Raw genomic sequence first — 22,916 nt, forward strand, 5'->3', positions numbered from 1 at the left:
GATGTGCGGAGAATGTGATATTTGTCTAATCCTGCACACTGGAGAAACCGTTGAAACAGCATCTGCATCCGATCTCAACTCACATACAACCTGCAGGAACGCTCTTTTGGCCATTTAGATTTATTCCGTGCGCCTTAGCCGATGAACAGATATTTAAAAGCACAAAGCACTCAACTCCAGTACATCCTCGGGTAAAAACATGACAGGGCGAGATGTAGCCTCGAGCAACAGTTTCGTAGCTGGAGAAGTGTCAAATGCAGGAAATGCCGGTTTCCCCTCTTATACGGGCCGTCTCCTCCGCTGGAGTTTTATACTCGGCATAGTCCCGCCCGTCGCGCTGATTTACGCGCTATCAGTCAAAAGCCTCGTCTTCCTCGAATACGTGCATGTGATTACTGGCGCGACATGGACGGGATTCGACCTCTTCATGGGCTTAATCATGTCAATGGTTTTCAGAACACTCGAGCCAAGGGCCAGGGTGGAAGTTGCCAAGAGGCTCACACCGCTGAACTTCTTCGCCGTCCCTTCTCTTGCAACAGTTGCAATAGTGGCCGGCATATATCTGGCAATCAGACTTGGCGCTTTTGTACTGACTTCGCCGTGGATAATCGGGGCGGGCATTGCTGTCCTGGTCCTTACCGTACAGGGCTTCGGCATCTTCCTGCCGAACAGCGTCAGGATATTCATTGAGGTGTCGAAACCGGTTCCCGACCAGGAGAGGATAATAAGACTAAACATGTTGAACATAAAACTTGCAGGCGTGCAGGCTGCATTCCAGGTTGCGATTATATTCATCATGGCGCATATCGCAGTGCTCGGGGTGGGCTAAATGGTGTTAAGCGCACTCATTGCTGCTCTGCTGTTTGCAGTGGCATTTCTTTCAATATATATGAGCATCTATGCCGGGGCTGCAAGGAGTTTTCACAGGGGTGAAATCGACGGAAGGGGCATTCGTATTCTGAGACTCGGTATCCTCGGGCATGTCGTTATCTTTGCACTTATCGCTTTTACAGCATTCCTGATTTGACCGAAATAATGTCGAGGCAGGTGTGTTATAACTGCGGGGTTGAACGCTTCGACATTTTTTTTTCAATCTCGCCCTGTCTATGATGTCTGCGAAATTCTGGAACGGCAGGCGTATCAGTCCCACGGGCGCACTGGCAGATGACTTTTTTCAGGTACTGGTTGCTGCCTCATGTGCCTTCAGCTCAACCTGAATACATCATGTCCAATTGTCTGATTCTTACATATTATGCGTATTGTAATTACAAATCATTAATGCGTGCGCGGAGAGATGGAATTTCAGGCGATATAATGGTTGAGTTAAATACGACTGTCTTGAACAAAACGCTGGAAGTCAGTGAAGGTGCTTCCCTGACCTGGTTCGCAAGGAACAGCATGAAGCTGGCACGCATATCTGCCCTCCTATTCGGACTGATTTGGGGGCTCGATGCATTCTCTAAATTCTATTTTGATACACCGTCGCAGCTCCCCGGGTGGATACAGGATGCGTCCACGGGTCAGCCTGCCTGGATACTGGGATGGTATACCTTCTGGTACCAGGCTTCCCTGACAAACTCAGCGCTCATGCTTTACGGGGCAGGAGCTGCCGAAGGAGCGCTCGCATTTGCGCTCATATTCGGCTTCGCACGAAAGCTTTCGTACGTCGTCGGTCCGTTTCTGAGTTTCCTGATATGGGCTGTGCCAGAAGGACTGGGAGGACCCTTCGGCTCAGGATATACGGATCCAGGGTCTGGCGTCGTCTATCTGGTCTGTTTCCTTGTGCTCATGGCATTGAATGCCACGCACGGCACAGATCCATATACGATTGACGCGCACATCGAGAAGAAATACGGATGGTGGAGGAAAATAGCGGAGTTCAACTAACTCATCTCCTCCACATGTTCTGCTGAACGAAATCTCTTCCCGCCTTCTTTTCCGCGCGCAGAGTGAAGCATCAGGTCACAATAGTGTTTACGCTATGCGCGCGCATCTTCGACGGGCTGACCGTACGCAACTATTGACGGCAGGTCAATCTTCGACGATGAAAGAGCTGGCGCAAGCACCTTATCAGTCCGGCGGCTCAATCTCGGCCGGTTTGGGCGGTCTTGGTGGCGGATGTGGCTTTCCCGGTGTGCTGGTCTGCACGGACGTTGAACTTATTGTGAATTCAGTCATATTGTGATTGTAGTTTCCTTGTATGTCGAACGCGGTCGCGGTGAAGTTATATGTGCCGTCCGGGAGCACTGTTTCGTTTACGATCCATGTGTAGGTGTTTCCATTCACGGCCATGGGCGGAGAAATAACGTACGCGTAGCCACCGCTCGTATAGTTTATGGTTCCGGCCACATTCTTCAAATCACCGGATCCGAACGGGCTGAAAATATTCGATGTGATATAGACTGTACTGTTATGAGCTGTGGCCATCAGTGGCGACATATCCACTGGATTGTAGACGGGCAGAGCCAGGGATATCGGATAATCCTGGCCGCTGTGCAGCAGGATGGCATAACCTATGTTGGTGCCTGCAGTCTGAAGCATGTACCAGGAGACGGACATGGAAATGTAGGCACCCGATGGCAGGACGCCGGATTCGGCAAGGAATGGCACATTGTATTCCACAACCGATCCGTCCGTGGGAAGATTCAGCGTCAGTGAAGCGCTTCCGATCGCATACTGTCCCGCGTTTACGCCGACGTCAACTGTCACAGGAACGGATGTCAGATTTCCTGAACCGGCCAGCGGCTGCAGGGAAAGGAAGAAATGAACATAGCTTGTGTTGACCTGCGACAGATATAGGCTTGCTGACGTTGGCTGATCCAGGCTGAACTTCCAGGTACTCGGGCCAAGCACAGGTGCGAGATAGAAACTGTTGAAATCGTTCTGACCCGACGGGAAGGTCGTGTTCATGCCGAAGCTTGTGGCGCCGGAGCTGGCGGCGGATGAGACATGCTGTGCATATAGTGCAACTACCTGCGGATATTCCAGGAAAACAGTGGTCGGCGGCGTTGGATAGAATGTGCCAAACAGAACGCTGCCATTCTCGTAGCCTATGCCGCTGCCCGCTACTATTTCGCGTGAACTGCTGTTGTATGCTGCTACGCCGTACGGGTTGGGGAAGAAGTACGGCGGTGAATATGAGCCGTATATGTTTGTCTGTTCCAGACTCATCTCGGAGGCTACTGGATAGAATACCCCTCCTCTCACATAGCTCATGTTTCTGAACACTGCGGGTCCGAGTATGTTGTACTGGCTTGTTACGCCGAGTGCCGAAACCAGAAACTCCGGCGCATTGCGCCCGCTGCCTGTAGCCGCTGTCGAGTAGGTTGCAACGGTGACGGCATTGACCCTGAACGACCACTGATATGGGGAAGTTTCAACTATTGTGTAGTTGTTGAACGTGCCGTTCGTTCCCGCACTCCCCGCGATCCCGTAATCGGTGAATGCCGTTCCAAATTGACTGCTTGATGGTATGATGCTGTAGAACCAGGCACCTGACGGGATGAAATTGTTGACGGCATAACCCAGCATCAGTGTAGTGCCGTCGGAGAGTTTTTCACTCACGTAGAAGAGATTGGAGGATGAACCTACAGCTCTGTCCGGCAGGACGGTTTGAACGACGGCAGAAATGCCCGTGTTGTTTGTGCTGTTGAAGTCTCCGTAGGCACCGGCAACGTATCTGTATTCGGCAAGTTCACGGGCAAGGAATGATACGTCCGGACTCCCGATACCCGTCACTGGATCCCATCCGTGGGAGGCATTGTAGTAGCCGCCCGGGCCGTTGAATCCCACAGTTACATCGTGGAAGCTGCGGTTGTAGACAGGTGAGTTCAGTATACTGTACAGCGCGGGATTGAGGAAGCCCAGTTGCGTTCCCTGCACAAACGCAACGTACGAGTCCATGGTCGCCACCATGCCTCCCCATGCCGGAGAGGCAAAGCTGGTTCCGCCAAATAGGTATGACCCCCCAGTCTGGCCGTTGAATACGAAATCGTTACCTCCGAACATTGCGTTTGCTGAAACGTCGGGAATTCCCCGTTCACCGGCGGCAGTTCCGTTGACCGGAAGTCCGTATCCTGTCTGCCAGTACGGTCTGGGGAAGATGACGCTGTAACCGCCGCCGGTATATCCGTCCCATGCCGTCTCATTGACCATAGCGACGGGGTTGAAGACTTCAGGGACTTCCGGCGGGCCGTTAAGCGGGTTGCTGACCGTCGACACTGTTCCGTTCATGAAAATTGTCGTGCCGCCGACTGCAGTTACATACGGGTCATCGGAGGGCCAGAGCACTGATCTGGGAACGCTTGCGTCATAACCCGCAGAACCCTGATCTCCGGAAGCGGCAAGTACCGTTATACCTTCCGCAGCCGCCATCTTGAAGAACGGATGCATGTAGGTTGCAAACGATCCCACTTCGGGTTCGGGGGCTCCCCAGCTGTTTGAGATGACGTTCGCGAGCTGATTCGTGATGAGATAAGCGACGGTCTGAATCAGAGTGTAGCCTGCATCCGGCGACACCACTGAAATAACGTTCGCCTGAGGCGCAAAACCGTGAGACAGTTCGGCGTCAAGCGAGGTCTCCACTTCCCACAGACTGATGGCAGCATTGAGCGACTGCGTCACGGTACCGAGCAGATTCGGTTGCCCGAACGGATACATGGTTTGAAACGAAGCCGGGGATGGAAGATTGTACAGGCTATCGTAGGTGGCCATATCTGCTGCAAGAGTCGGATCACCGTACGCATCCGTCACGGCGACAGTCTCGTATTGCCCCTGGTATCCGCTGTTCATCAGCGCCGTCTCATTGTAAGCGAGCTGCATGGCATACGGAGTGTATGGAGGTTGCGGAGATGCTGCTCCTCCGAAGCCGTTGTTGGACGCGTTCACTGCCTGGCTGACTGTCATATTGGACGCCGGATTGACGAGCAGCATTGACTGTAGGTAGGGATAATTGGAAAAACCGATTGCACCGCTTATCATCCCGGAAAATGAGGACGGCACACAGACTGCTTCCGTATTGAAATAATATGCACCCATCTGCGTGTCGTAGAGCTGAATGCTTGTGTTGAACACCGTGTCAAACTGGGTAGCAGGGCCGTACAACTGCATGAACAGTCTGTCGTTTCCCGGCACGACTGTTATGCCGTTCGAACTGTAGTATGCCGCAATCGACTGGTAGACAGCCGCACTCGGTTCAAAAAATTTCATGAATGAAGCATGTGACATGTAGTGTCCGTACTCGGGGCTTGCCGGATTGGATACCTGCCTGAGGAACTGTGAAAGCAGAGTGCTGTTGACCGTGTCGAGTCCCAGAAATACCGTTATGTTTTCGCCGATCAGCGGTCCAATGGCGAGCGAGCCTGACGGAATATAGGAAACACTACCCTGCAGTTCGGAGAGCGAATTTGAGGAAACAAGCGAATCAGTTGTGGATGTTATTGATGAAGGGGTGGTGCTCAATGTCCCGCCCTCACTTGTGCTCCGCCCCAAGGGCATCTTTGCCGAAGAGATTGAACTGTGGAACACGGGAATCCCGATGCCGGTCATCAGCATAGTCACAATAACGGCCACACCAATAACAAACAACAGCCTGCTTCGTTCATGAGACATGTAAGCCTGAAATCATGGAATCGTATTTAACCGAGTGTTTGTCACGTCCAGACAGACAGCGGCCTACGTTCAGTCTGATTGACTTGACAGAAACGAAGGACTCGAAGCTTCAGAAAGCACTTGCCACACGCTACCCCGAAAGTGCCGATCAATTTTTCCGGCAAACAACAGCCTGTGTTCCCGTGCATCACCTATTTAATGTCGCATCATGCTTTTGGCAACGATGAAATACGCGCATTTTCTTGAAATTTATCAGGAGCTCATAGCCTTTCTGGGCAAGGGTCGCCTCAGCGAGGAGGAATCCGCGTGTTACATCTGCCTGCTTCTTTACGGCAACTCTTCAGTTTCCGCGCTTTCGCGCAGCTGCGGCATCAACAGAACAAAACTATATGGCATACTCAAGAAACTCGAGTCGGCAGGCATGGTAAGTCAGGTTTCAGTATCTCCCGTCGGGTATGAAGCGGTGCCTCTGGAAACATGTGTTTCAAGCATACTCAACGAGTATGAACACCAGCTGATCGACCTGCGCAGGGAAGCTGCGGGCATCATCCGCCTGTTTGGTGAAAAACTCAAGAGGACTCAGGCGATGAATGCCGAGTACTCATCATTCAAGCTGCGGTTCATCGGAGGCACGGGACCGATTTTGAACACGATAACCAGAATGGTTTCGGGCGCGATGAGGGATGTCGCGATGCTTGTGGACGGCAACAACATGCATCGTATCGAGTCTGTGCTGGGAACAAAAGATTCAAACTCACCTCACACGCCACGGATACGCATCATAACCGATCCCTTGCTTGAGGGTTATGCCGAGAGTCTGCACTCACTGGACTCAAACGCGGACATTCTGAGGCGGTATCACGATATATCGGTGTATCCCAACTTCATTTCAGCCGACGGCACCGAAATGTTCGTGTTTCTTGACGTGGATCTGACAAGAAAGTACGTTAATTCTGATCAGCAGATAGGCTTCTGGGTCAGCGACAGGCATTACATTTCAAGAATGATGAAGCTGTTTGAGAAGCTTTGGTCGGGACAGGCAGTTCAACAACAAGGTCCGGATTTGAGTCCAGTGGCACAATTGAAACAGAAGCGATGATACAGCCGCAGTGCAATTGCAGTCACGACAATTGTTGCCTCACAGAATTCCAGCCTGGAGGATTATCCGCGTGCGGTTATCTGCGAAAGCGACAGGCCGCTGAAGGACGAGAAATCATAGTCATTTGCGTTATATCCTGTTTTACAGTATTCATCGCGGTGTTTGATCAGCAGCCAGGACTCCTTTCCACGAATGCCAGCGGTGCGGACTAGTGCAAACGAGCCCTGCAGCTTCTTCCCGTACAAGCGGAATTTCAGGTTTCCTTCCCCTAGACTCTTGCTGGCAACTTCGTCTGCAAGCTCCGGATCGGTTACTTCTTTCCTCGTGCCCCTGCTTACCTCCATCTCAGGAACGTACGTTCCGTCATCCCATATCATCACTGCCCCGGTTCCAGGCGAACCTCCGGTTAACACTCCTTCGAATGTTCTGTATGCGAGTTCATGATCGCCCGTAGGCATTGCAAGACGCTTTACTCCGCTATCCAGAGTCGGACCTTTCGGGATGGACCACGAAGGCATGACTCCACCTATTTCCAGCCTGAAATCGTAGTGAAGTGATGTAGCTCTGTGTTTATGCACCACAAAGGCCAGGTTGTGTATCTCCGTGTCTGCCTCACTTCCCTGATCGTGTCCAGGATGGGCAAGGTCTGAATCGATTGATAGCCTTTTGCAGGCTGTTGAAACTCAACAGCGCGGGGCTAAAATGCAACGGCCAAAATGGGCTGAGGCGGAATTGAACCGCCGACCTCCGCGTTTCATACCGGGAAGGTTGTAAGCGCGACGTCATAACCACTAGACCACCAGCCCTTGGCACGACACTAACAAAGCCCGGTTTAATCTTTTTTCTATTGAATATGGTGGTGCTGCATCCTGCATTTGGAATTCGTCCTCGTTCTCATGATGATGTTGACTGAAGAATGGCATGTCTCCGAAACATGCCGGCTGGTTTACATCAGCCGGCTTTCTGCATTATCTTTTGAATCTGTTCGACAACATCGGGATTCGCAAGCGTCGAAATATCGCCTACCGGCAACCGGTTGGATAGAGAAGCCAGCACTCTCCTCATGATCTTGCCAGAACGTGTCTTGGGCATATCCGGAACAATAACCACCTCCCTCGGTCTGGCGATCTTGCCGATGACGCTTTCAATCGCATGTGAAACTTCCGCCTGTATGGCCTCGCCAGGCTTGAAACCGGGCTTCAGCGAAACAAATACAACCGGCACACGTCCCCTGAGTTCGTCAGCAACGGGCACGACCGCTGCCTCCGCCACCGCCGCGACGGTGAGGCATGCTGACTCCAGTTCTTTGGTTCCAAGACGATGACCTGCCACATTTATCACATCATCAACCCTTCCGAGTATTCTGATGTATCCGTCCTCTCCCTGCAGCGCTCCGTCACCTGCATAATATGGCCAATCCCTCCAGTCTTTGCTGCTAGTGTTTCTGCAGTATTTCTGATAATACGTCTTCACATACCTGTCATGGTCGTTCCATATGGTGAGCATCTCGCCAGGCCAAGGATTTCTGATGCATATGTTTCCCGCTCTACCAGAGCCTTTGGGTATTTCATTTCCATCCTCGTCATAAATTACCGGATAAATGCCGGGCATCGGGGGTCCTGTGCTTCCAGGTTTCATTCTGTCAAGCGCCGGCTTAGTGCTGCAGAGAAATCCGCCATTCTCTGTCTGCCACCAGGTGTCAGTGATAGCCGCCTCCTCTTTCCCGACAGTGTGATAAAACCACTTCCATACCTCAGGCTCGATGGGTTCGCCCACAGTAGTCATCGTTTTGAAATGGAAGTTGTATTTTGACGGCTCATCCGGGCCGGATTTTCTAAGCATCCTAATGGTCGTCGGTGAAGTGTGGAATATGTTCACAGAGAGTCTTTCAGCGATGCGCCACGGTCTGCCAGCATCAGGGTAAGTGGGAACACCTTCGTATATCACCGATGTGGCAGCAAGCGCAAGTGGACCGTAGACGATGTACGAGTGGCCTGTGATCCAGCCGATATCGGCAAAGCACCAGTATACATCCTCCGGGTGAATGTCCTGTATATATTTCGAAGTACCTGTCACATAGGCCAGATATCCGCCCGTGCTGTGCTGAATGCCTTTGGGCTTTCCGGTTGTACCGCTGGTATACATCAGGAAAAGGGTGGCTTCCGCAGGCATGGAAACAGGCGCAACCCTTGCGCCTGAGAAGCTCTTCAGCAGGTCATTGATTATGTAATCTCTTCCCTCGACAAGCGGCGTTTCAGACACCGATTTGCCTTCAAGGCGTTTCCAGATGAGGACCTTCTCCACTTTTTGTCCGCCCTCGACTGCTGAAGCGACAGCTCTGTCTGCATTTGTCTTGTGGTCCAGGAGCTTGCCGTTCCTGTAGTAGCCGTCAATCGTAATCAGCACGCTGCTTCCCGAATCCACGATGCGTGCGCCGCACGCTTCTCCGCTGAAACCGCCAAAAACTTCGGAATGTATGATGCCGAGTCTCGCGCATGCAAGCATTGTAATCGGCAGCTCCGGCGTCATCGGCAGATGAAGTGTTACTCTGTCACCTGCTTTCAGGCCTGCAAAGTCACGGAGCAGTGCAGCAAACTCGTTAACTTTTACAAACAATTCCTGATATGTAAGGGCGACAACGGGCTCGTTCTCCGGTTCCGGAACAAAGATAAATGCAGCCTTGTTCCTGTGATTTTCCAGGTGCCTGTCAACACAGTTAAAGCAGGCATTCAGCTTCCCGCCAACAAACCACTTCCAGAAAGGAGGGTTGCTTGTATCGAGTGTTGTGTGCCAGTATCTGTCCCAGCTCAACATTTCGGCATATTCCCTGAAACATTCGGGAAAATTCTTCTCGCTGAAACGTTCGTTGATGCCCGGATCGGACAGGTTAGCCTGACCGATGAATTTAGGCTGCGGATAGTAGTGTTGTTCTTCCTTCCAGTGTACGGCTATTTCCGCCTCTGACAATTCTTCTCCGGCTTCTTTAGTTGCTCGTGCTTCTCCATTCGCCATATTCGGCCTCCTTCATTATGCCGCCAAAGGATTCTATCGTTGTACTCTTGAGGCGAATTGTTCATCTGACTATATTCTTTGCCGTCGTCTCCGGGCCGGTTCTGGTATCCTGGACATAAGCGCCATAAGAGCAAAAGCGGAAATAAGCAGTTTGCCGCGTAAGCGCACGGCGTGCGCAAATGCACAGCACACAGACGCGTCATCTTTCGATGAAACCGCTGCGTCTTAATGATGCGAACACTTCCCTGCTCTTGACGATTATTTTTTCCGCACTCTCGCTCAATTCGTTTCATGGAGTTTCTTTGTTGCGATTCCAAGATCGACGGCTTTGGAGGCGACCGTGGCGTTGACTCGCGGATAAAGATACTGTTCCTCGATGCTGGCATGATGCAGTCTTCCTCGAGCCTTTATTCTGTAACTATTGGGAAGATACTGTCTGTCCCGCAAGAATGCCTGGAGCGCATCCGAATTCATCGAACGCCAGGCACCTTCCCTACCGCACGCACTGCCATTTGTCAGGAGGATACATTTGGCAGTAGGGGCAGACTCAACCTATGACATTATGCTTGACAAGTGTTTGAAACTGAAAATGCTCAGGAACGTCTAACTGAAGGCACCGCAGGCAATGTGGTTGAATGCTTAACTGGAAGCCTTGTTCAAATGAAGCAACGTCATAAACTGCCTGTGGTCAGGGATGCATACACTCATCAGCGTACGGAGCATTATTAATGGACGCATGTAATATGGTTGAACGACTTGGCGCTCCTGTACCGCTTGAAGACGAAGGTATAGGAAGCGGGGTGGAATCATGAAGATGCTGCACACGTCGATTAATGTGAAGGACATGGACAGAACAATAAACTTCTACACTGACAAGCTTGGCATGAAGCTTGAAAGCAGGAGGGAGATAAAACAGAATAACGCTGAGATTGCATTTCTCAGCATTGAGGGGAGCAATCACAACATCGAACTCACGTGGTGGAAGGACAAGACCGAGTATGTGGAAGGCGATCAGCTGGACCACATAGCATTCAGCATCGAAAACATGGATCAGTTCATTGCCAGAATGAAGGAGGAGGGTGTCGAGATTGCAAAGGAGCCATACGTGCTGGGGACGAGCAGGATTGCCTTCATAAAAGATCCTAACGGCATCTGGATTGAAATTATAGAAAGGAAGTGAATGTTTTTCATCTTATTTCGCGGTGGAGATGATTGCCTGCGTGCAATCCGATGCACTCTTTATATGATCGTCGGGGTTTCAGCTATGGGCCCGTGGGGTAGCCAGGATCATCCTGCTGGTCTTCGGAACCAGCGACCCGGGTTCGAATCCCGGCGGGCCCGTAACAATGTACATTTGTACTCAATGCTTAACGGCGACAGGTGGAAAGATGGAATGCGAAACACTGTCCATGAGTTCGGTGGGATAACATGTACCTAAATAGCCGCGAAATATTTTACCATTGAGGTTTCCTCCCCACCATGCCGCAGGCTTTCAATTCAAGGCACGACAGCCGGTATATGAAACTCATGAACTGGTTGCTCGAGGAAGACCAGCCGTCCGTTCGCTACCACACTCTGGTAGACCTGCTGGAGCGCAGAGAAGACGATCCTGAAGTGAGAGACGCTTATTCCAGAATTCCGAGAATCGGATGGGCCCGGGACATACTGAAACTCCAGAAACCGAAAGGGTTCTGGGAATCCCACGGGCCGACGAATGCACTCGAATGGCTGAATTTTCTCCGTGTTCCGGAGTACGTCGCCACCACGTGGAGGGCCATCGTTCTCTCGGACCTGGGCCTCACTTCCAGAGACCCTCGAATCAGAAAGATCGCCGATTGTTTCTTCGAGTACAAGCTCAAGCCGGGAACCATGATCAACATCTTCAATGAGGAGGTGTGCTACGTCGGTAATACCGCCCGCATGATGACCCGTTTCGGCTACGGGGACGACTACCGTGTGAAGAAGCTCTATGATTGGCTCATCGAAGACCAGAGGGACGACGGAGGATGGAACTGTTCACAGGGCACGCCTGGGACGCTGGACAGCTGGGAGGCTCTGGCCGCCTTTGCGGCTATGCCGAAGTCAAAACGATCGGGCAGGATTGAGCGTTCCATAACGAGAGGAGCTGAGTTCTATCTGGAAAGAAGACTCTTTCAGGAAGGCAGAAAGTATGCCCCCTGGCTCAGATTCCATTATCCGAATCACATCTACTATGACATTCTGGTTGGCCTCGACATGATTACCAAGCTTGGATTCGCAGACGACCAGCGCCTCGGTCCTGCTCTCAAGATACTCAAGGACAAGCGCCGCGCTGATGGAACATGGGCATTAGACAGAGCGCATCCGGATCTGGGACCGGGCACGAAAATTAACCTGAGTGTGAAAAAAGTCAAGCCACTTGAGCAGGAGGTGCCCGGCAAGCCGAGCAAGTGGATTACTCTCATCGCTCTTCGAATATTGAAGCGCGTTGATGATGCGAGCTAGCGCAGGAGCAGCAATAGCATGTTGCGTAATCCCGCTAAAGTACCTGCAACAGTTTCTATCGCTACAGCCAATACCGGATATCCAATGATGCAGGTTGTGCTTCGAGTCTACCGGGGAATGCACGCATACCGACTGCCGTGTACATTGCGCTCGTGAATCCTGACGCTGTTTCCCGGTCCGGTTGCAATGACTTAACGTGAGCGGTTCTGACCTGGTTTTTCATGACAGTGATTTCAGGAGGCGCAATAAAGATGCTCACTCTGCATGAGTCAGGTCAGTTATGTCATGTCATGCCCTTTAATAGAGGAAATTCCGAAATAGATATTTGACTTCATTATGCTGGATTCCGTGCATCCGCCCTTTAAAAACATTGGTCTTTTCGATACTCCCTGATCACCCAGCGAAAATCAGGATTCAGCACTCCGCCTTGGTTATCGGGTCGGTAGGGCAAGATGTTTTTAACCTGTGATTGTAGTTCAACGATGTAAACGAACAGCATCAGTTGGCGGTTATTCAATGTCGGTTAAATTCATTCACACCTCGGACTGGCATATGGGGTTGAAGACTGCCCATATTGGAGAAAAATCAAGGGATCTTAGGCATAAGAGATATCAGGCAGCGTCATTGATAGTCGACCTGGCAAAAGAGGAAAGGGTTGACTTTGTCCTAATTGCCGGTGATATGTTCGACAGTCACAACGTTGACGATCGTATAGTAAGGTCAACGGTTGAAGTGTTGAATAAGTTTGCGCCAATAGACGTTTTTGTGCTTCCCGGCAATCATGATCCGCTTCTCACTGGAGGCATCTGGGACAGGCTTTCGTGGAAAGAGGCCGGGAGCCACGTCAGGCTGATTACAGAGCCAAAGGAAATTCGTGTTGCGAACAGTGCGGTGCTCTTTCCATGTCCCGTCGCACAGAAATTGAGCAGAACGGATCCGACTGGCTGGATACCGGAGAGAACCGCCGATGACGGGTGCATCAGGATAGGTGTCGCCCATGGCACACTGGATGTAATCCCCCATCCGGGCAATTTTCCGATACCATCCGACCGACAGGATCGCTCGGGACTGGACTACCTTGCCCTTGGAGACTGGCATGGTTTCAGCAGACACGGGAGAACTGTCTATTCCGGAACACCCGAACAGACAAGATTTGACGAGATTGATCCAGGCAATGTTGTCCTCGTGCAAATTGACAGTTCTCAGAGCGAGCCTGTTCTGACAAAGAAGCGTGTTGGACGGCTCCGATGGCGTGAATTTACGACGCCGATTAATGATGAAACAGATATTATGGCGCTCCATTCATCGATATACGGCAATGGTGCTGTCTCTGAGCAATTGTTGCGAATCAGGACCGCTCTTGCTCCCGGCATATCTCAAAACGCCGTTAATTCGGTCAAATTGCTCCGGGAAGAACTGGCCGAAAACGCATTTCACCTTGACTGGCCGGGAGAAACCGTTGAACCTCCGATAAACATTTCATCCGAATTGCCCGAAGGCATTATGTCGGAAATCGATGCCGTTCTTCAGTCCCTCATTGACGGAAACAAGCAGGAAATGCCGGAAGGGCCTCTGGTGCATACAGAAAGCTCTGTGCTTTCAGAAGCCAAAGCCATCCTCAGACGGTTGTACATGGAGGGAAAACACTGATTCTAGAAGAATTAACAGTCTGCAACTGGCGCGGATACAGGGAAGCGCACACATTCAGGTTCGACAACGGAATAAATCTGCTGGTGGGCAGAAACGAAGCAGGGAAATCCACTCTTTTCGAAGTGCTCACCAGATTGTTGTTCGACAGGCACACCTCCAGGACGGAGGAAATCAAGTCTATGCAGCCGGTCGGAAGCTCTCTCGGCCCTGAAGCATGGATGGTTTTCAGCGCTCTAAACACCAGGTACAGGATACACAAGCGTTTTCTGCAGGATCCGTTGAGCGAACTGTGTATTGACAGAAACGGCCACTGGGAACTCAGCGATACCGGCGATCAGGCAGATTCAAATGTCAGAAGCGTCCTTGGCGGTGAAGCATCACTCAGGACCTCAGCAAGGGCGGAAAACCGTGGCATAGCTCAGGCACTGTGGTATCTGCAATCGGACGGCGCCATTCCTCAGGGCACTTGGAATGAGAGTGTGAGACAGGGCATTCAGGGTCTGGTGCGTATTGCCATCAGATCCGACGCTGAAGAGAATTTTATAAAAAATCTGGAAACCGAATACAGGAAGTACTGGACGCCGACCGGACTGGAGTACCAGAAGAGCGAACTGAACGAAATCAGAGCAGCAGTTGCGCGATTGACGGAAGAACTTACTGCGCTTCAGCGCATTGAAAGAAAAATTGCGGCTCACCGTCAGGATATGGAAGAATTGCAGCTGCGCAAAAACGAAAAGAGCAGGGAGCGTGAAGTCTCAGATGCTCAGCTGAAATCACTTTCCGTGAAAGTTGAAGCCGCCGAAGCCATTGAAGAGTCGAAAAGCAGGCTGGAAAGGGATATCGACGACTCCAGACAGAATCTGGACGAACTGCGAAGAAATATGTCGCTTGTTTCGAACTGCCAGAAGAACATATATGAGTCCACCAATGAAATAAATTCAATCGAAAAATCACTTTCTGTGCTGCGGAGCGAGATGGAGACAGCACACGAATCGTCTGAACGTAATGAGTTTCTCGTTCAGAACGAGCTTCTGCCCTCGCTGAAAAAAGTCGAGCAGGAACTCAATGCACTGCAAGCCGCAAAGAATCTCAGAGCACTCGAAAAGCAGAAGGAGCAGCTTGAGAATCACATCAATAAGGTGCGCGTGAAGACAGCGGAACTCGAGCATCTGGAAAATGAGCAATCAAATCTCGTGTTCCCTTCTGGCCAGGAAGTATCGAAACTCAATAAGCTCCACGAGGAGATCCTTTCCGTCGACTCCAAGATTCAGGCAAGCGCAATACGTGTCATCTTCAGGTGGCAGTCCAGAGAGAAGAATATCGCAACAGTTCCTCCTGCGAAAAATCTGAAGAGCAACGAATTTCTGGTCACGGAACCAACAGAATTCAGGGTGCAGGGGCTTGGCACTATTGTAATACGGAGCGACGCACAGGAACTCAGAGAACTCAGCAGGCAGTCAGAAGATCTTCAGAATAAGCTGAACGAACTTCTGCTGAAATTCGGCGCGAGCAGCCGTGAGGAACTCCTGTCTCTGCATGAGAAAGGAAGAGAAATGGAAAAGAGCATTGAAAATGCGCAAAGCAGTCTTGAAGAATTAAGGAGCTCATATCCCGACGCAGATGTGGAACTCGCAAGAGTAATCAGGGGTATCGATGAGGAAAGACTCACCGCATCGCATTATCCGCTTCAGCCCGAGGAAAGAAAAGGTACGCTGATAAGGGAGATGATACGGCAGAAGCAAAGGGAGAAGGACACACTGATTTCCGAAATCGCCGTTAAGCAGGCTGCCGAGAAGAAGGAGAGAAGACGATTCGAGGAAAGTCAGAGCAAGCTGATATCACTCACAAGCAGGCTGTCGGAACTCACGGCAGAGAGACAGAAAAATGAGAGCGAAATTGAAGCAATTTTGAAGATTTACGGCACTGCCGATAATCTCTCCAGGCTGGTCTCGGAAGCAGAGCTGAGGTTCTCCGAAAAGAGCAGGGAGCTTGGGAATCTGCTTGCAGGCTACGAGGAAAATGTGATCAGGCCCAGAAAGATGTATGGTGAGCTCGAATCACGTGTAGAAAAACTGCGAGAGCAGATAAACCGGATCGAAAACGAGATCAATGTTAAGTCTGCATTGATCGACGAGGCCGTGAACGACAATAGTTACGAGCGCACTGAGGCGGTTGAAACCAAACTGGAAGAGGCAAAAAGCAGGCAGCAGGTGCTGCAGAGACGCGCCGAGGCAGTCCGATTGCTCAAGAACCTTGCAGATGGTTATGAGCGGCGCAGAACGCAGGCGCTTTCAGCCCCAATAGGGAGGATTGTGAATCCGTGGATATCGTTTCTCACGGACGGCGGTTACAGCTCGCTCGGACTCGACGATGCACTCAAGCCTTCATCCGTTTCACTGTCAGCGTACAATTCAGAATTGCCTGTCAACAGTCTCAGTTACGGTATGCAGGAACAGGTGATCGTGCTGCTACGTCTTGCTATAGGTGTGGTTGTAAGCGGCGAGAACAGAAATCTGGTGGTAATTGACGACAGACTTGTCAATGCCGACACTGTCAGGATGAAGCGCCTTTCGGAAATTCTCGAGAACGCCGCCAAACACTGCCAGATTGTTATTGCAACATGCAACGATACGCCGTATGCTTCTCTCGATGCGAAAATTATCCGCGTGCCGGCAGGCGGCCAGTAATCGGATTCCGGCATGCCGCGTAAAAACCTCTCTGCTGCCGAGACTGGGGTCAGGAGCCGGCAGATTGCATCAGACAAAAGTATGCTGTCCGTATCTTTTTCAGGCTTGCGTCAACGCTGGGCAACAAATTATTATCATTAGCGCTTATTGACCGTAATAATTTCATCCGGAGGACAGTCGAGTGATTGCATACAGTCAATTGACCAAAAGCTACGGTCACCCGAAGAAATTGCAGACGCTGCCGCAGCGCATCATGCAATGGCCGTTCCCGCCGGTCCTGTTCCTACTTGAGATGACCGTCAAACCACTCCATTATGGCAGCCAGCCTTTCGACTCTGTGCTGTGGCTTCCCGCTTCTTGAAAGTTCATGGTTTTCCCCGGGGAACAGTCTCATCTCAACCTCCCTGTTGAAATATTTAAGAGCCGAATAGAACTGATATGCCTGCTCTACGGGGCATCTGTAATCCTCTTCTGAATGTATGATCAGGAGGGGCGTATGTACGTCTGCTGCAAATTTAAGCGGTGACTTGGACCAGTACGTTTCCAGATTTTCCCACGGTGTGCCGCCTATCTGGTCGCCATTGAACCACGGACCAATGTCCGACGTTCCAAAGAACGACAGCTGGTTGCTTATCGACCTCTGCGTCACAGCCGCTTTGAATCTGTCTGTGTGGCCCACAATCCAGTTGGTCATGAACCCGCCATACGAACCTCCGGTAACGCCAAGCCTTTTGCCGTCAATGTTCTTCGCCTTGCTGAGAACGTGGTCGGTACAGGCCATTATGTCTCCGTAATCTCCCTCCCCGAAGTGCTGTCGCACCATGCCGGAGAAGTCATCCGAGTAACCGTCGCTCCCCCTTGGATTGGCATAGAACACGGCATAACCGCAGCTGGCCAGAAGCTGGAATTCGAACATGAAGGCATCGCCGTAGGCAGTTTTGGGTCCGCCATGAATTTCCAGTATTCCAGGAATGCTGCCTGCATTTGAGTATGAGAGAAGCCATGCGTCTATCTTCGCCCCGTCTGAGGCAGTGATCCTGTGATGCTCCGGTTTCTTCAGTTTCATGGAGGAAAAGTACCTGTTGAAATTGCTCCTCCTCACCACTCTCTCCGATGATACGGTATACAGTTCTGCCGGTCTCGATGCGTCCTGGGCTATGAATGCATAACCGTCCCTGTATGTGTCAAATGCCTCTATGCTCCCCGGAACGTCAAAGGTCCTTGCATACCGGCCAGCGTCAATGTCGGTGGTGTAAACGCCGCATTTTTCACCATCTGTGCATGTGTACGCCAGTCTCCTGCCGTCGTCCGACCAGCGAATCGTGAGCTCACCTGCTACTCTGCTGTCTGAATTTATGGAGTTGCCGGGATTCCTGTCAGCCGACACCAGTTCCTCCGGTTCCCCTCCTGATGTTTTCACCACAGCAATCCTGCTGTGCTGAAAAATTGATTTTCCGGGTGCCCTGTATGAGAACGCTATTCGCGCGCCGTCAGGGGAAAATGACGGCGCGCCGTATCCTGCAGGGGTCCCTGTAACACTCCTTACGTGTTTTCCGTGTGTGTCGCAGACGAACAGATCTGAAGTGTAAACGTCCCACTCTTCCTTTCTTGCAGTAAACGCTATGTGTTTGCCTTTAGGCGACACGGCGAACTGGTTAACGGTCATCTGTCCCCTGGTAAGCTGTTCTATTCTTCCGCTTAACGACACGCTGTAAAGGTGTGTCTCTCTCCCGTCAAGGAACCCCTTTCCGTTAAAGTAGAACGGGAATCTGCGTATGACCTTCACATCGCTTTTCTTTTCCGCCGATCCTTCAGTTGTGCCAATGAATACGATTGCTTTGTCATCATACGACCATGAAATGCCTGTTACCTTTCCCTTGAACGCACAAATCTGTTCGGCCTCCCCTCCGGACGTGCTGATTGTGAAAATACCGTTTTCCTTTTCATTTCCCCTTTCAGAAACGAAGGCCAGATGATCTCCATCGTTAGACCATCGCGGGCACCTGTCCTTGGGACCCGCGGTAAATTTTTTCAATCTGCCGTCATACATCCATATTTCGCTTCTGTAGTCGTCTTTCTTCCTGTCTGGTCTGGTTACAACAAATGCTGCCTTTTCTGCCGACACATTAAGGTCGGAAAGAAACTTGAGCCTGAAAAAGTCGTCCGGTTTCAAACGCTTCATGCTGAGAGACAACGCATGTCATCAAATATTGTTTTCGCGACACGGATGCAGCCAACTCCTTCAATTTCGTCTGCAATATCTTTAAACCAGACCTGGTCTTTTCCCGCTGTAATGGAAAAATTGCCGCTCATCGGAATAACCATGTCTCACTCAGTAAGGAACGGATCGCCATATGATTATGTCAACCGCAGCTATCTGAATGCGGTGGAAAGCGCCGGCGGTGTTCCTGTCCCGCTTCCCAATGTAGATGCGGCTGCAGAACTAGTCGAAATGTGCGATGGCATTCTCTTTACCGGAGGCGGAGATGTGCATCCCAAACATTACGGCGAAGAAATCAACGGCACGGATCCGGCATCTGTCGAGGAAATCAGGGACAGCACAGAGAGAGTCATATTCAACCGCGTCCGGGAAAAAGGAGTGCCTGTGTTCGGTATATGCAGGGGAATACAATCATTGAATGTATTTGCCGGTGGCACCTTGATACAGGACATCAGTCTGCATTCAATGAAAGCAAATGGCACACATCCTGCTATCAGTCACAGGCAGGTTGAGGACAGACATCATCCATCCCATTCAATCAGAATAAAGCCGGGGACCAGGCTATATGCTATTCAGGGGAGAGAGACGAGGAACGTGAATTCCATCCATCATCAGGCTGTTTTGCAGATACCGGACGGCTGGATTGTTTCGGCTCTTGCTGAGGACGGCATCGTAGAGGCAATCGAGCGTCCCGGGCCGTCGTTCATGCTGGCTGTCCAGTGGCATCCGGAGGAACTGGCTGCAGAGAGTGACGACGACCACAGGCTCTTCAAAGCATTTGTGTCTGAATCATCAGCATATTCTGCATCAAAGAAATAAACAGCCGGCACAGGACAAAAAGAATGCGCCCATCCGCGCACGTTCTCCTGTGGCCGCATTCCTAACTCCTTCGCGGTTCATCAGACTATAAGCCGACGTTTTTTGCCAGCGTCTCAAGTTCCTGCTCGTTTATCCAGTCGACTTTCAGGTATTCCTTTATTTCTTCTCTGGACATTCCGATTCTTTTGGCCTCATCGACAGTGGCTTTGTATGCTTCTATTTCAATGGGGCTGTCCACATAGTCGTAGCGGTGGTCGAAAAGCACTCTTCCGTCCATGAACTGCTTGACATGGAACAGCTCGTGTATCACATCGAGGTAGACAATCTCGAATTTGCTGTTCTTCAGATGATGTGAGCTTATAATGAGATGGCCGTCAACGTCGCTAGTGCTCATATACCCCCATCGGGATGAAAAGAACTCAACCTTCAGGTCAGCCAGCACCTTTTCCGTTTCCGCTCCAAAAATCTTCCTTACGGCTTCGACTTTATCGAATCCCTGAAAGTAGTCTGTAAAGGGAAACAGTACCGGCTCTCTCTCCCTTCTGATTGTCACATTCAGTTTGCTCTCTTGCTTGGTCTTCATATGGTGGCGGATATAACACTCCTGATAAATCCGTTTTCCTAAAGTCAGACCTGAGGCCGAAACGGATTGCTTCAGTCCAGAACCAAAGCGGCAATCTGTGGCTATTATGGAACATCTGACGGCGAAGATGCTGGTGCTACTGCACAAAATCTTGAACAAAGTCTTTTAAATATACCTATCAATGGACTTAAGCAAACGATGCGCCGAGGTCAAAAAACAGCCGTGGTAATCGTCATTTCGCTATTGATAGTCAGCGGAGCTTTTTATTACGGCGGACAACCTGCGAATCATGTGAATAAAACAGCGTCAGCGGTACCGTCAAACTCTGCAAGTGGAGTCGATTCACTGACTAATTCTGTTTATCTTACGTCGAATAATTCAAAGCTCTTCCCGACACCTGTGTGGGTTCTTTCCAAGACTCCTTCTTTGATCGTTCCCAGAAATCAGACTGAGATATCACTCAATCTATCTGTTGCAACATCAGGTTTTGCTCTGTTCCATCCGGGTGAGAACCAGGCGAATCAGCAGACATCTTCGATATCGCCACCAAATAGCACTTCCGCATTTGGCTGGATCACTCCATTTCACCCGAACACTACGATTCCGGCTGGTAATTGGTCATTGAGTGTTGGCATTAACCACACAGCCGGCACTTCCGGTATTGGAACCGTCACGCTCAACGCAAGCGCTTATTCGTGGAATAACTCCAGCAAGAGCTTTGCATATATTGGTTCGTTCCAGAATTCTCGTTTAAATCTCGCGAATACATCTATTGCCAACATGATTGTCAATCTGAGCGGAAAAATGCCCGAGACGGTAATGGGTAATAATGCAAGTATTTTTGTTGAATATTTTATTTGGTTGAATGGTTTTTCCTCAGCAACGCCATTCACTTTAGCTCTGGACACAGGCGGCTCTTCCGATTCTTCATATTTTGTGAAGTACCCTCATTTCGGGTGGCTGAACGGATCGGTAAGTCCGGCTAATGCCACTGTCACTGTTAATGGAAGCGCTGTCACTTCCATTCATGACGGTCTCTTCAATCTCACCATTGGTCAGGGAACATACTGGGTCAATGTTTCCCTCCCCGGATACAGAAATTACTCCAGTCAGATTTCTATAGTTTCAGGTTTCAGTTCGTACCTGAATGTGAAACTTTTGAGGGAGTATGTTGTCAACGTGACGGAGAAAGGGCTACCGGCCGGAACACAATGGTCTGTCAACCTCTCCGGTATGGTCAGATTGCTGTCAACTAATTATACACGATACCTGGTAGTTAACGGCACTTACGATATGATCATTGGAAGCGTTCCCGGCTACCACATCGACCCTTATCAGTCCAATGTAACGATCAACGGCAGTGCCAGGAATGTCTCTCTGACGTTTACAGTGGCGGTTTACGGCGTCATTTTCAATGAAAGAGGGCTTTCGTTACCGCAGCTGTGGGGCGTCTCGATAAACGGCGTGAATCACACGTCCGAGTCATCCTCCATTTCAGTGAGTCTGTCAAATGGCACGTACAATTTCACGGTTCTTCAAGTTCCTCGCTTCGCCGTGACACCTTCCTCAGGAAGTTTTAGAGTTTCAGGCAACGCGTCCTCAATGACTTTGATTTTCACACTGCTCAACTACACTGTCTTCTTCAGGGAAAACGGTCTGCCGATTGGTGCAAAGTGGACTGTGACACTCGACGGCGTTAGTCAGGAATCAAACCGGACGGTTATCGCATTTAACGAACCTGAAGGATCTTACAATTATTCAATAAATCTCCAGAGCGGTTACAGGATACTCAACGGCTCCGGAACAGTTACTGTTTCCGGCGGAAACGTCACAGTAAACGCTACTTTTTTGACTGTGAAGGCAACACCGGGCAACATTTTTTCACAACCGCAGGGACTCATTTATTTCCTCATTATAGTCATCATTCTGGTGCAGGTGGAAGTGGTCGCCTCCATGCTTTATTTCAGAAGGAACAGGTCCAGGAGCACTCACGGAAAGAACGACTCCTCAGGCAACACCAACGATGAAAGCCTGAATGCATCTGCACGTCCGGTTTCGCAAATACTTGCTGCATCAGGCTCTGCATCTGCATCCGGCGCCGTTTCCTTATCGGGACCTCCGGGTGGGACGACAGGCACAAACGCTCCCTCATCCGTTGGTGGCGCTCGAAACTTTGCCGCAGAGGCCGTGTTCGAGTATGGTTGCACGTATGCAGTCTTCGAGGAGACTGCAGAAAAGTCCATCTCCCTGTTCGAGGTCGCCCTGAAGAAGGGACTCAGGGGCATATGCTTCACGCGTGAATACCCGGACAAGCTCTCCCGGAAGCACGATCTCGCGGGCGCAACCGTGATATGGCTCTCCAATATCGGGAGCCAGAATTCGATAAGACCAAAAGATCTTGAAAAAATTACTCTTCAATGCAACGAAGCCCTGAATGCATCACAGTGCATCATAATGATAGACGGGCTGGAATATCTCATAACAAACAACGGTTTCATCAGTGTACTCAAGCTGTTGCAATTCCTTAGAGATGCAACGGCAGTTAACAGCTCCATCCTCATAATATCGATAAATCAGCATGCTATAAAGGACAGCGAAGTGAGTCTCCTCAGAAGAGAAGTGGACAGAACAATAGAGTAGGATTTCACAACATCGTAACCGATCAAAGATAAATATGGTGTAATCCATTCATTTTACTGCAGTGGTCCTAACACCGCTTCAGAGGAATGTGATTGAGTATTGTTGGTGTGT

At 50.5% G+C, this 22,916-nt stretch carries 16 protein-coding genes and 2 tRNA genes; 11 read left to right on the top strand and 7 right to left on the bottom strand.

Annotated features, from left to right (window positions below; all coding sequences use genetic code 11):
• Window positions 1-310 precede the first annotated feature (310 nt).
• From KIS30_04765 to KIS30_04775, 3 genes are all read left to right on the top strand, one after another.
• Window positions 311-829 (top strand): hypothetical protein, encoded by a 519-nt coding sequence (locus tag KIS30_04765; GenBank protein ID MBX8646053.1) that lies wholly within the window; start codon window positions 311-313, stop codon window positions 827-829.
• On the top strand, window positions 830-1,027 hold the full coding sequence (locus tag KIS30_04770; GenBank protein ID MBX8646054.1) for a hypothetical protein: 198 nt from the start codon (window positions 830-832) through the stop codon (window positions 1,025-1,027).
• Window positions 1,028-1,314: 287 nt separating this feature from the next.
• A complete protein-coding gene (locus KIS30_04775; GenBank protein ID MBX8646055.1) occupies window positions 1,315-1,887 on the top strand; it encodes a hypothetical protein in 573 nt (190 codons plus the stop codon).
• Between the two features lie 183 nt (window positions 1,888-2,070).
• On the opposite strand, the gene KIS30_04780 is transcribed toward KIS30_04775, so the two are convergent.
• Window positions 2,071-5,610, bottom strand: a complete 3,540-nt coding sequence (locus tag KIS30_04780) for a hypothetical protein (protein MBX8646056.1) — start codon at window positions 5,608-5,610, stop codon at window positions 2,071-2,073.
• Window positions 5,611-5,833: 223 nt separating this feature from the next.
• Between KIS30_04780 and KIS30_04785 the strand changes: the two genes are divergently transcribed.
• The gene (locus KIS30_04785; GenBank protein MBX8646057.1) at window positions 5,834-6,709 is read left to right on the top strand and encodes a hypothetical protein; all 876 of its coding nucleotides are present in this window, start codon (window positions 5,834-5,836) and stop codon (window positions 6,707-6,709) included.
• 62 nt (window positions 6,710-6,771) lie between these two features.
• On the opposite strand, the gene KIS30_04790 is transcribed toward KIS30_04785, so the two are convergent.
• The 4 genes from KIS30_04790 to KIS30_04805 all read right to left on the bottom strand — a co-directional run bounded on the left by KIS30_04790 (window position 6,772) and on the right by KIS30_04805 (window position 10,195).
• Window positions 6,772-7,290 carry a DNA ligase gene (locus KIS30_04790; protein ID MBX8646058.1) on the bottom strand — a complete coding sequence of 173 codons (519 nt, stop codon included), beginning with the start codon at window positions 7,288-7,290 and terminating at the stop codon, window positions 6,772-6,774.
• 136 nt (window positions 7,291-7,426) lie between these two features.
• Window positions 7,427-7,515, bottom strand: a tRNA-Val gene (locus KIS30_04795).
• Window positions 7,516-7,660: 145 nt separating this feature from the next.
• On the bottom strand, window positions 7,661-9,721 hold the full coding sequence (gene acs, locus KIS30_04800) for an acetate--CoA ligase (GenBank protein MBX8646059.1): 2,061 nt from the start codon (window positions 9,719-9,721) through the stop codon (window positions 7,661-7,663).
• A 279-nt stretch (window positions 9,722-10,000) separates the two neighbouring features.
• Window positions 10,001-10,195 carry a hypothetical protein gene (locus tag KIS30_04805; GenBank protein ID MBX8646060.1) on the bottom strand — a complete coding sequence of 65 codons (195 nt, stop codon included), beginning with the start codon at window positions 10,193-10,195 and terminating at the stop codon, window positions 10,001-10,003.
• 334 nt (window positions 10,196-10,529) lie between these two features.
• On the opposite strand from KIS30_04805, the gene KIS30_04810 reads away from it, so the two are divergent.
• From KIS30_04810 to KIS30_04830, 5 genes are all read left to right on the top strand, one after another.
• A complete protein-coding gene (locus KIS30_04810) occupies window positions 10,530-10,901 on the top strand; it encodes a VOC family protein (protein MBX8646061.1) in 372 nt (123 codons plus the stop codon).
• Between the two features lie 86 nt (window positions 10,902-10,987).
• A tRNA-Arg gene (locus KIS30_04815) sits at window positions 10,988-11,062 on the top strand.
• Between the two features lie 177 nt (window positions 11,063-11,239).
• Entirely contained in the window at window positions 11,240-12,205 is a 966-nt protein-coding gene (locus tag KIS30_04820) for a hypothetical protein (protein ID MBX8646062.1), read from the top strand.
• A 558-nt stretch (window positions 12,206-12,763) separates the two neighbouring features.
• Window positions 12,764-13,855, top strand: coding sequence for a DNA repair exonuclease (locus tag KIS30_04825; protein ID MBX8646063.1), 1,092 nt, complete (start codon window positions 12,764-12,766; stop codon window positions 13,853-13,855).
• Window positions 13,852-16,542, top strand: a complete 2,691-nt coding sequence (locus KIS30_04830; protein MBX8646064.1) for an AAA family ATPase — start codon at window positions 13,852-13,854, stop codon at window positions 16,540-16,542. Before KIS30_04825 ends, KIS30_04830 begins: the two co-directional genes overlap by 4 nt.
• A gap of 283 nt (window positions 16,543-16,825) precedes the next feature.
• Here the strand turns inward: KIS30_04830 and KIS30_04835 are convergent, their stop codons facing one another.
• On the bottom strand, window positions 16,826-18,724 hold the full coding sequence (locus tag KIS30_04835) for a S9 family peptidase (GenBank protein ID MBX8646065.1): 1,899 nt from the start codon (window positions 18,722-18,724) through the stop codon (window positions 16,826-16,828).
• A gap of 111 nt (window positions 18,725-18,835) precedes the next feature.
• Here KIS30_04835 and KIS30_04840 point away from each other — a divergent pair, with 111 nt between their 5' ends.
• Complete coding sequence (locus KIS30_04840; GenBank protein ID MBX8646066.1) at window positions 18,836-19,582, top strand: gamma-glutamyl-gamma-aminobutyrate hydrolase family protein; 747 nt, start codon at window positions 18,836-18,838, stop codon at window positions 19,580-19,582.
• A gap of 85 nt (window positions 19,583-19,667) precedes the next feature.
• Here the strand turns inward: KIS30_04840 and KIS30_04845 are convergent, their stop codons facing one another.
• The gene (locus KIS30_04845; GenBank protein ID MBX8646067.1) at window positions 19,668-20,165 is read right to left on the bottom strand and encodes a hypothetical protein; all 498 of its coding nucleotides are present in this window, start codon (window positions 20,163-20,165) and stop codon (window positions 19,668-19,670) included.
• A 621-nt stretch (window positions 20,166-20,786) separates the two neighbouring features.
• Between KIS30_04845 and KIS30_04850 the strand changes: the two genes are divergently transcribed.
• Window positions 20,787-22,805, top strand: coding sequence for a DUF835 domain-containing protein (locus KIS30_04850; GenBank protein ID MBX8646068.1), 2,019 nt, complete (start codon window positions 20,787-20,789; stop codon window positions 22,803-22,805).
• Window positions 22,806-22,916 lie beyond the last annotated feature (111 nt).

Origin of the sequence: Candidatus Sysuiplasma acidicola (assembly GCA_019721035.1) — an archaeon.
GTDB lineage: Archaea > Thermoplasmatota > Thermoplasmata > Sysuiplasmatales > Sysuiplasmataceae > Sysuiplasma > Sysuiplasma acidicola.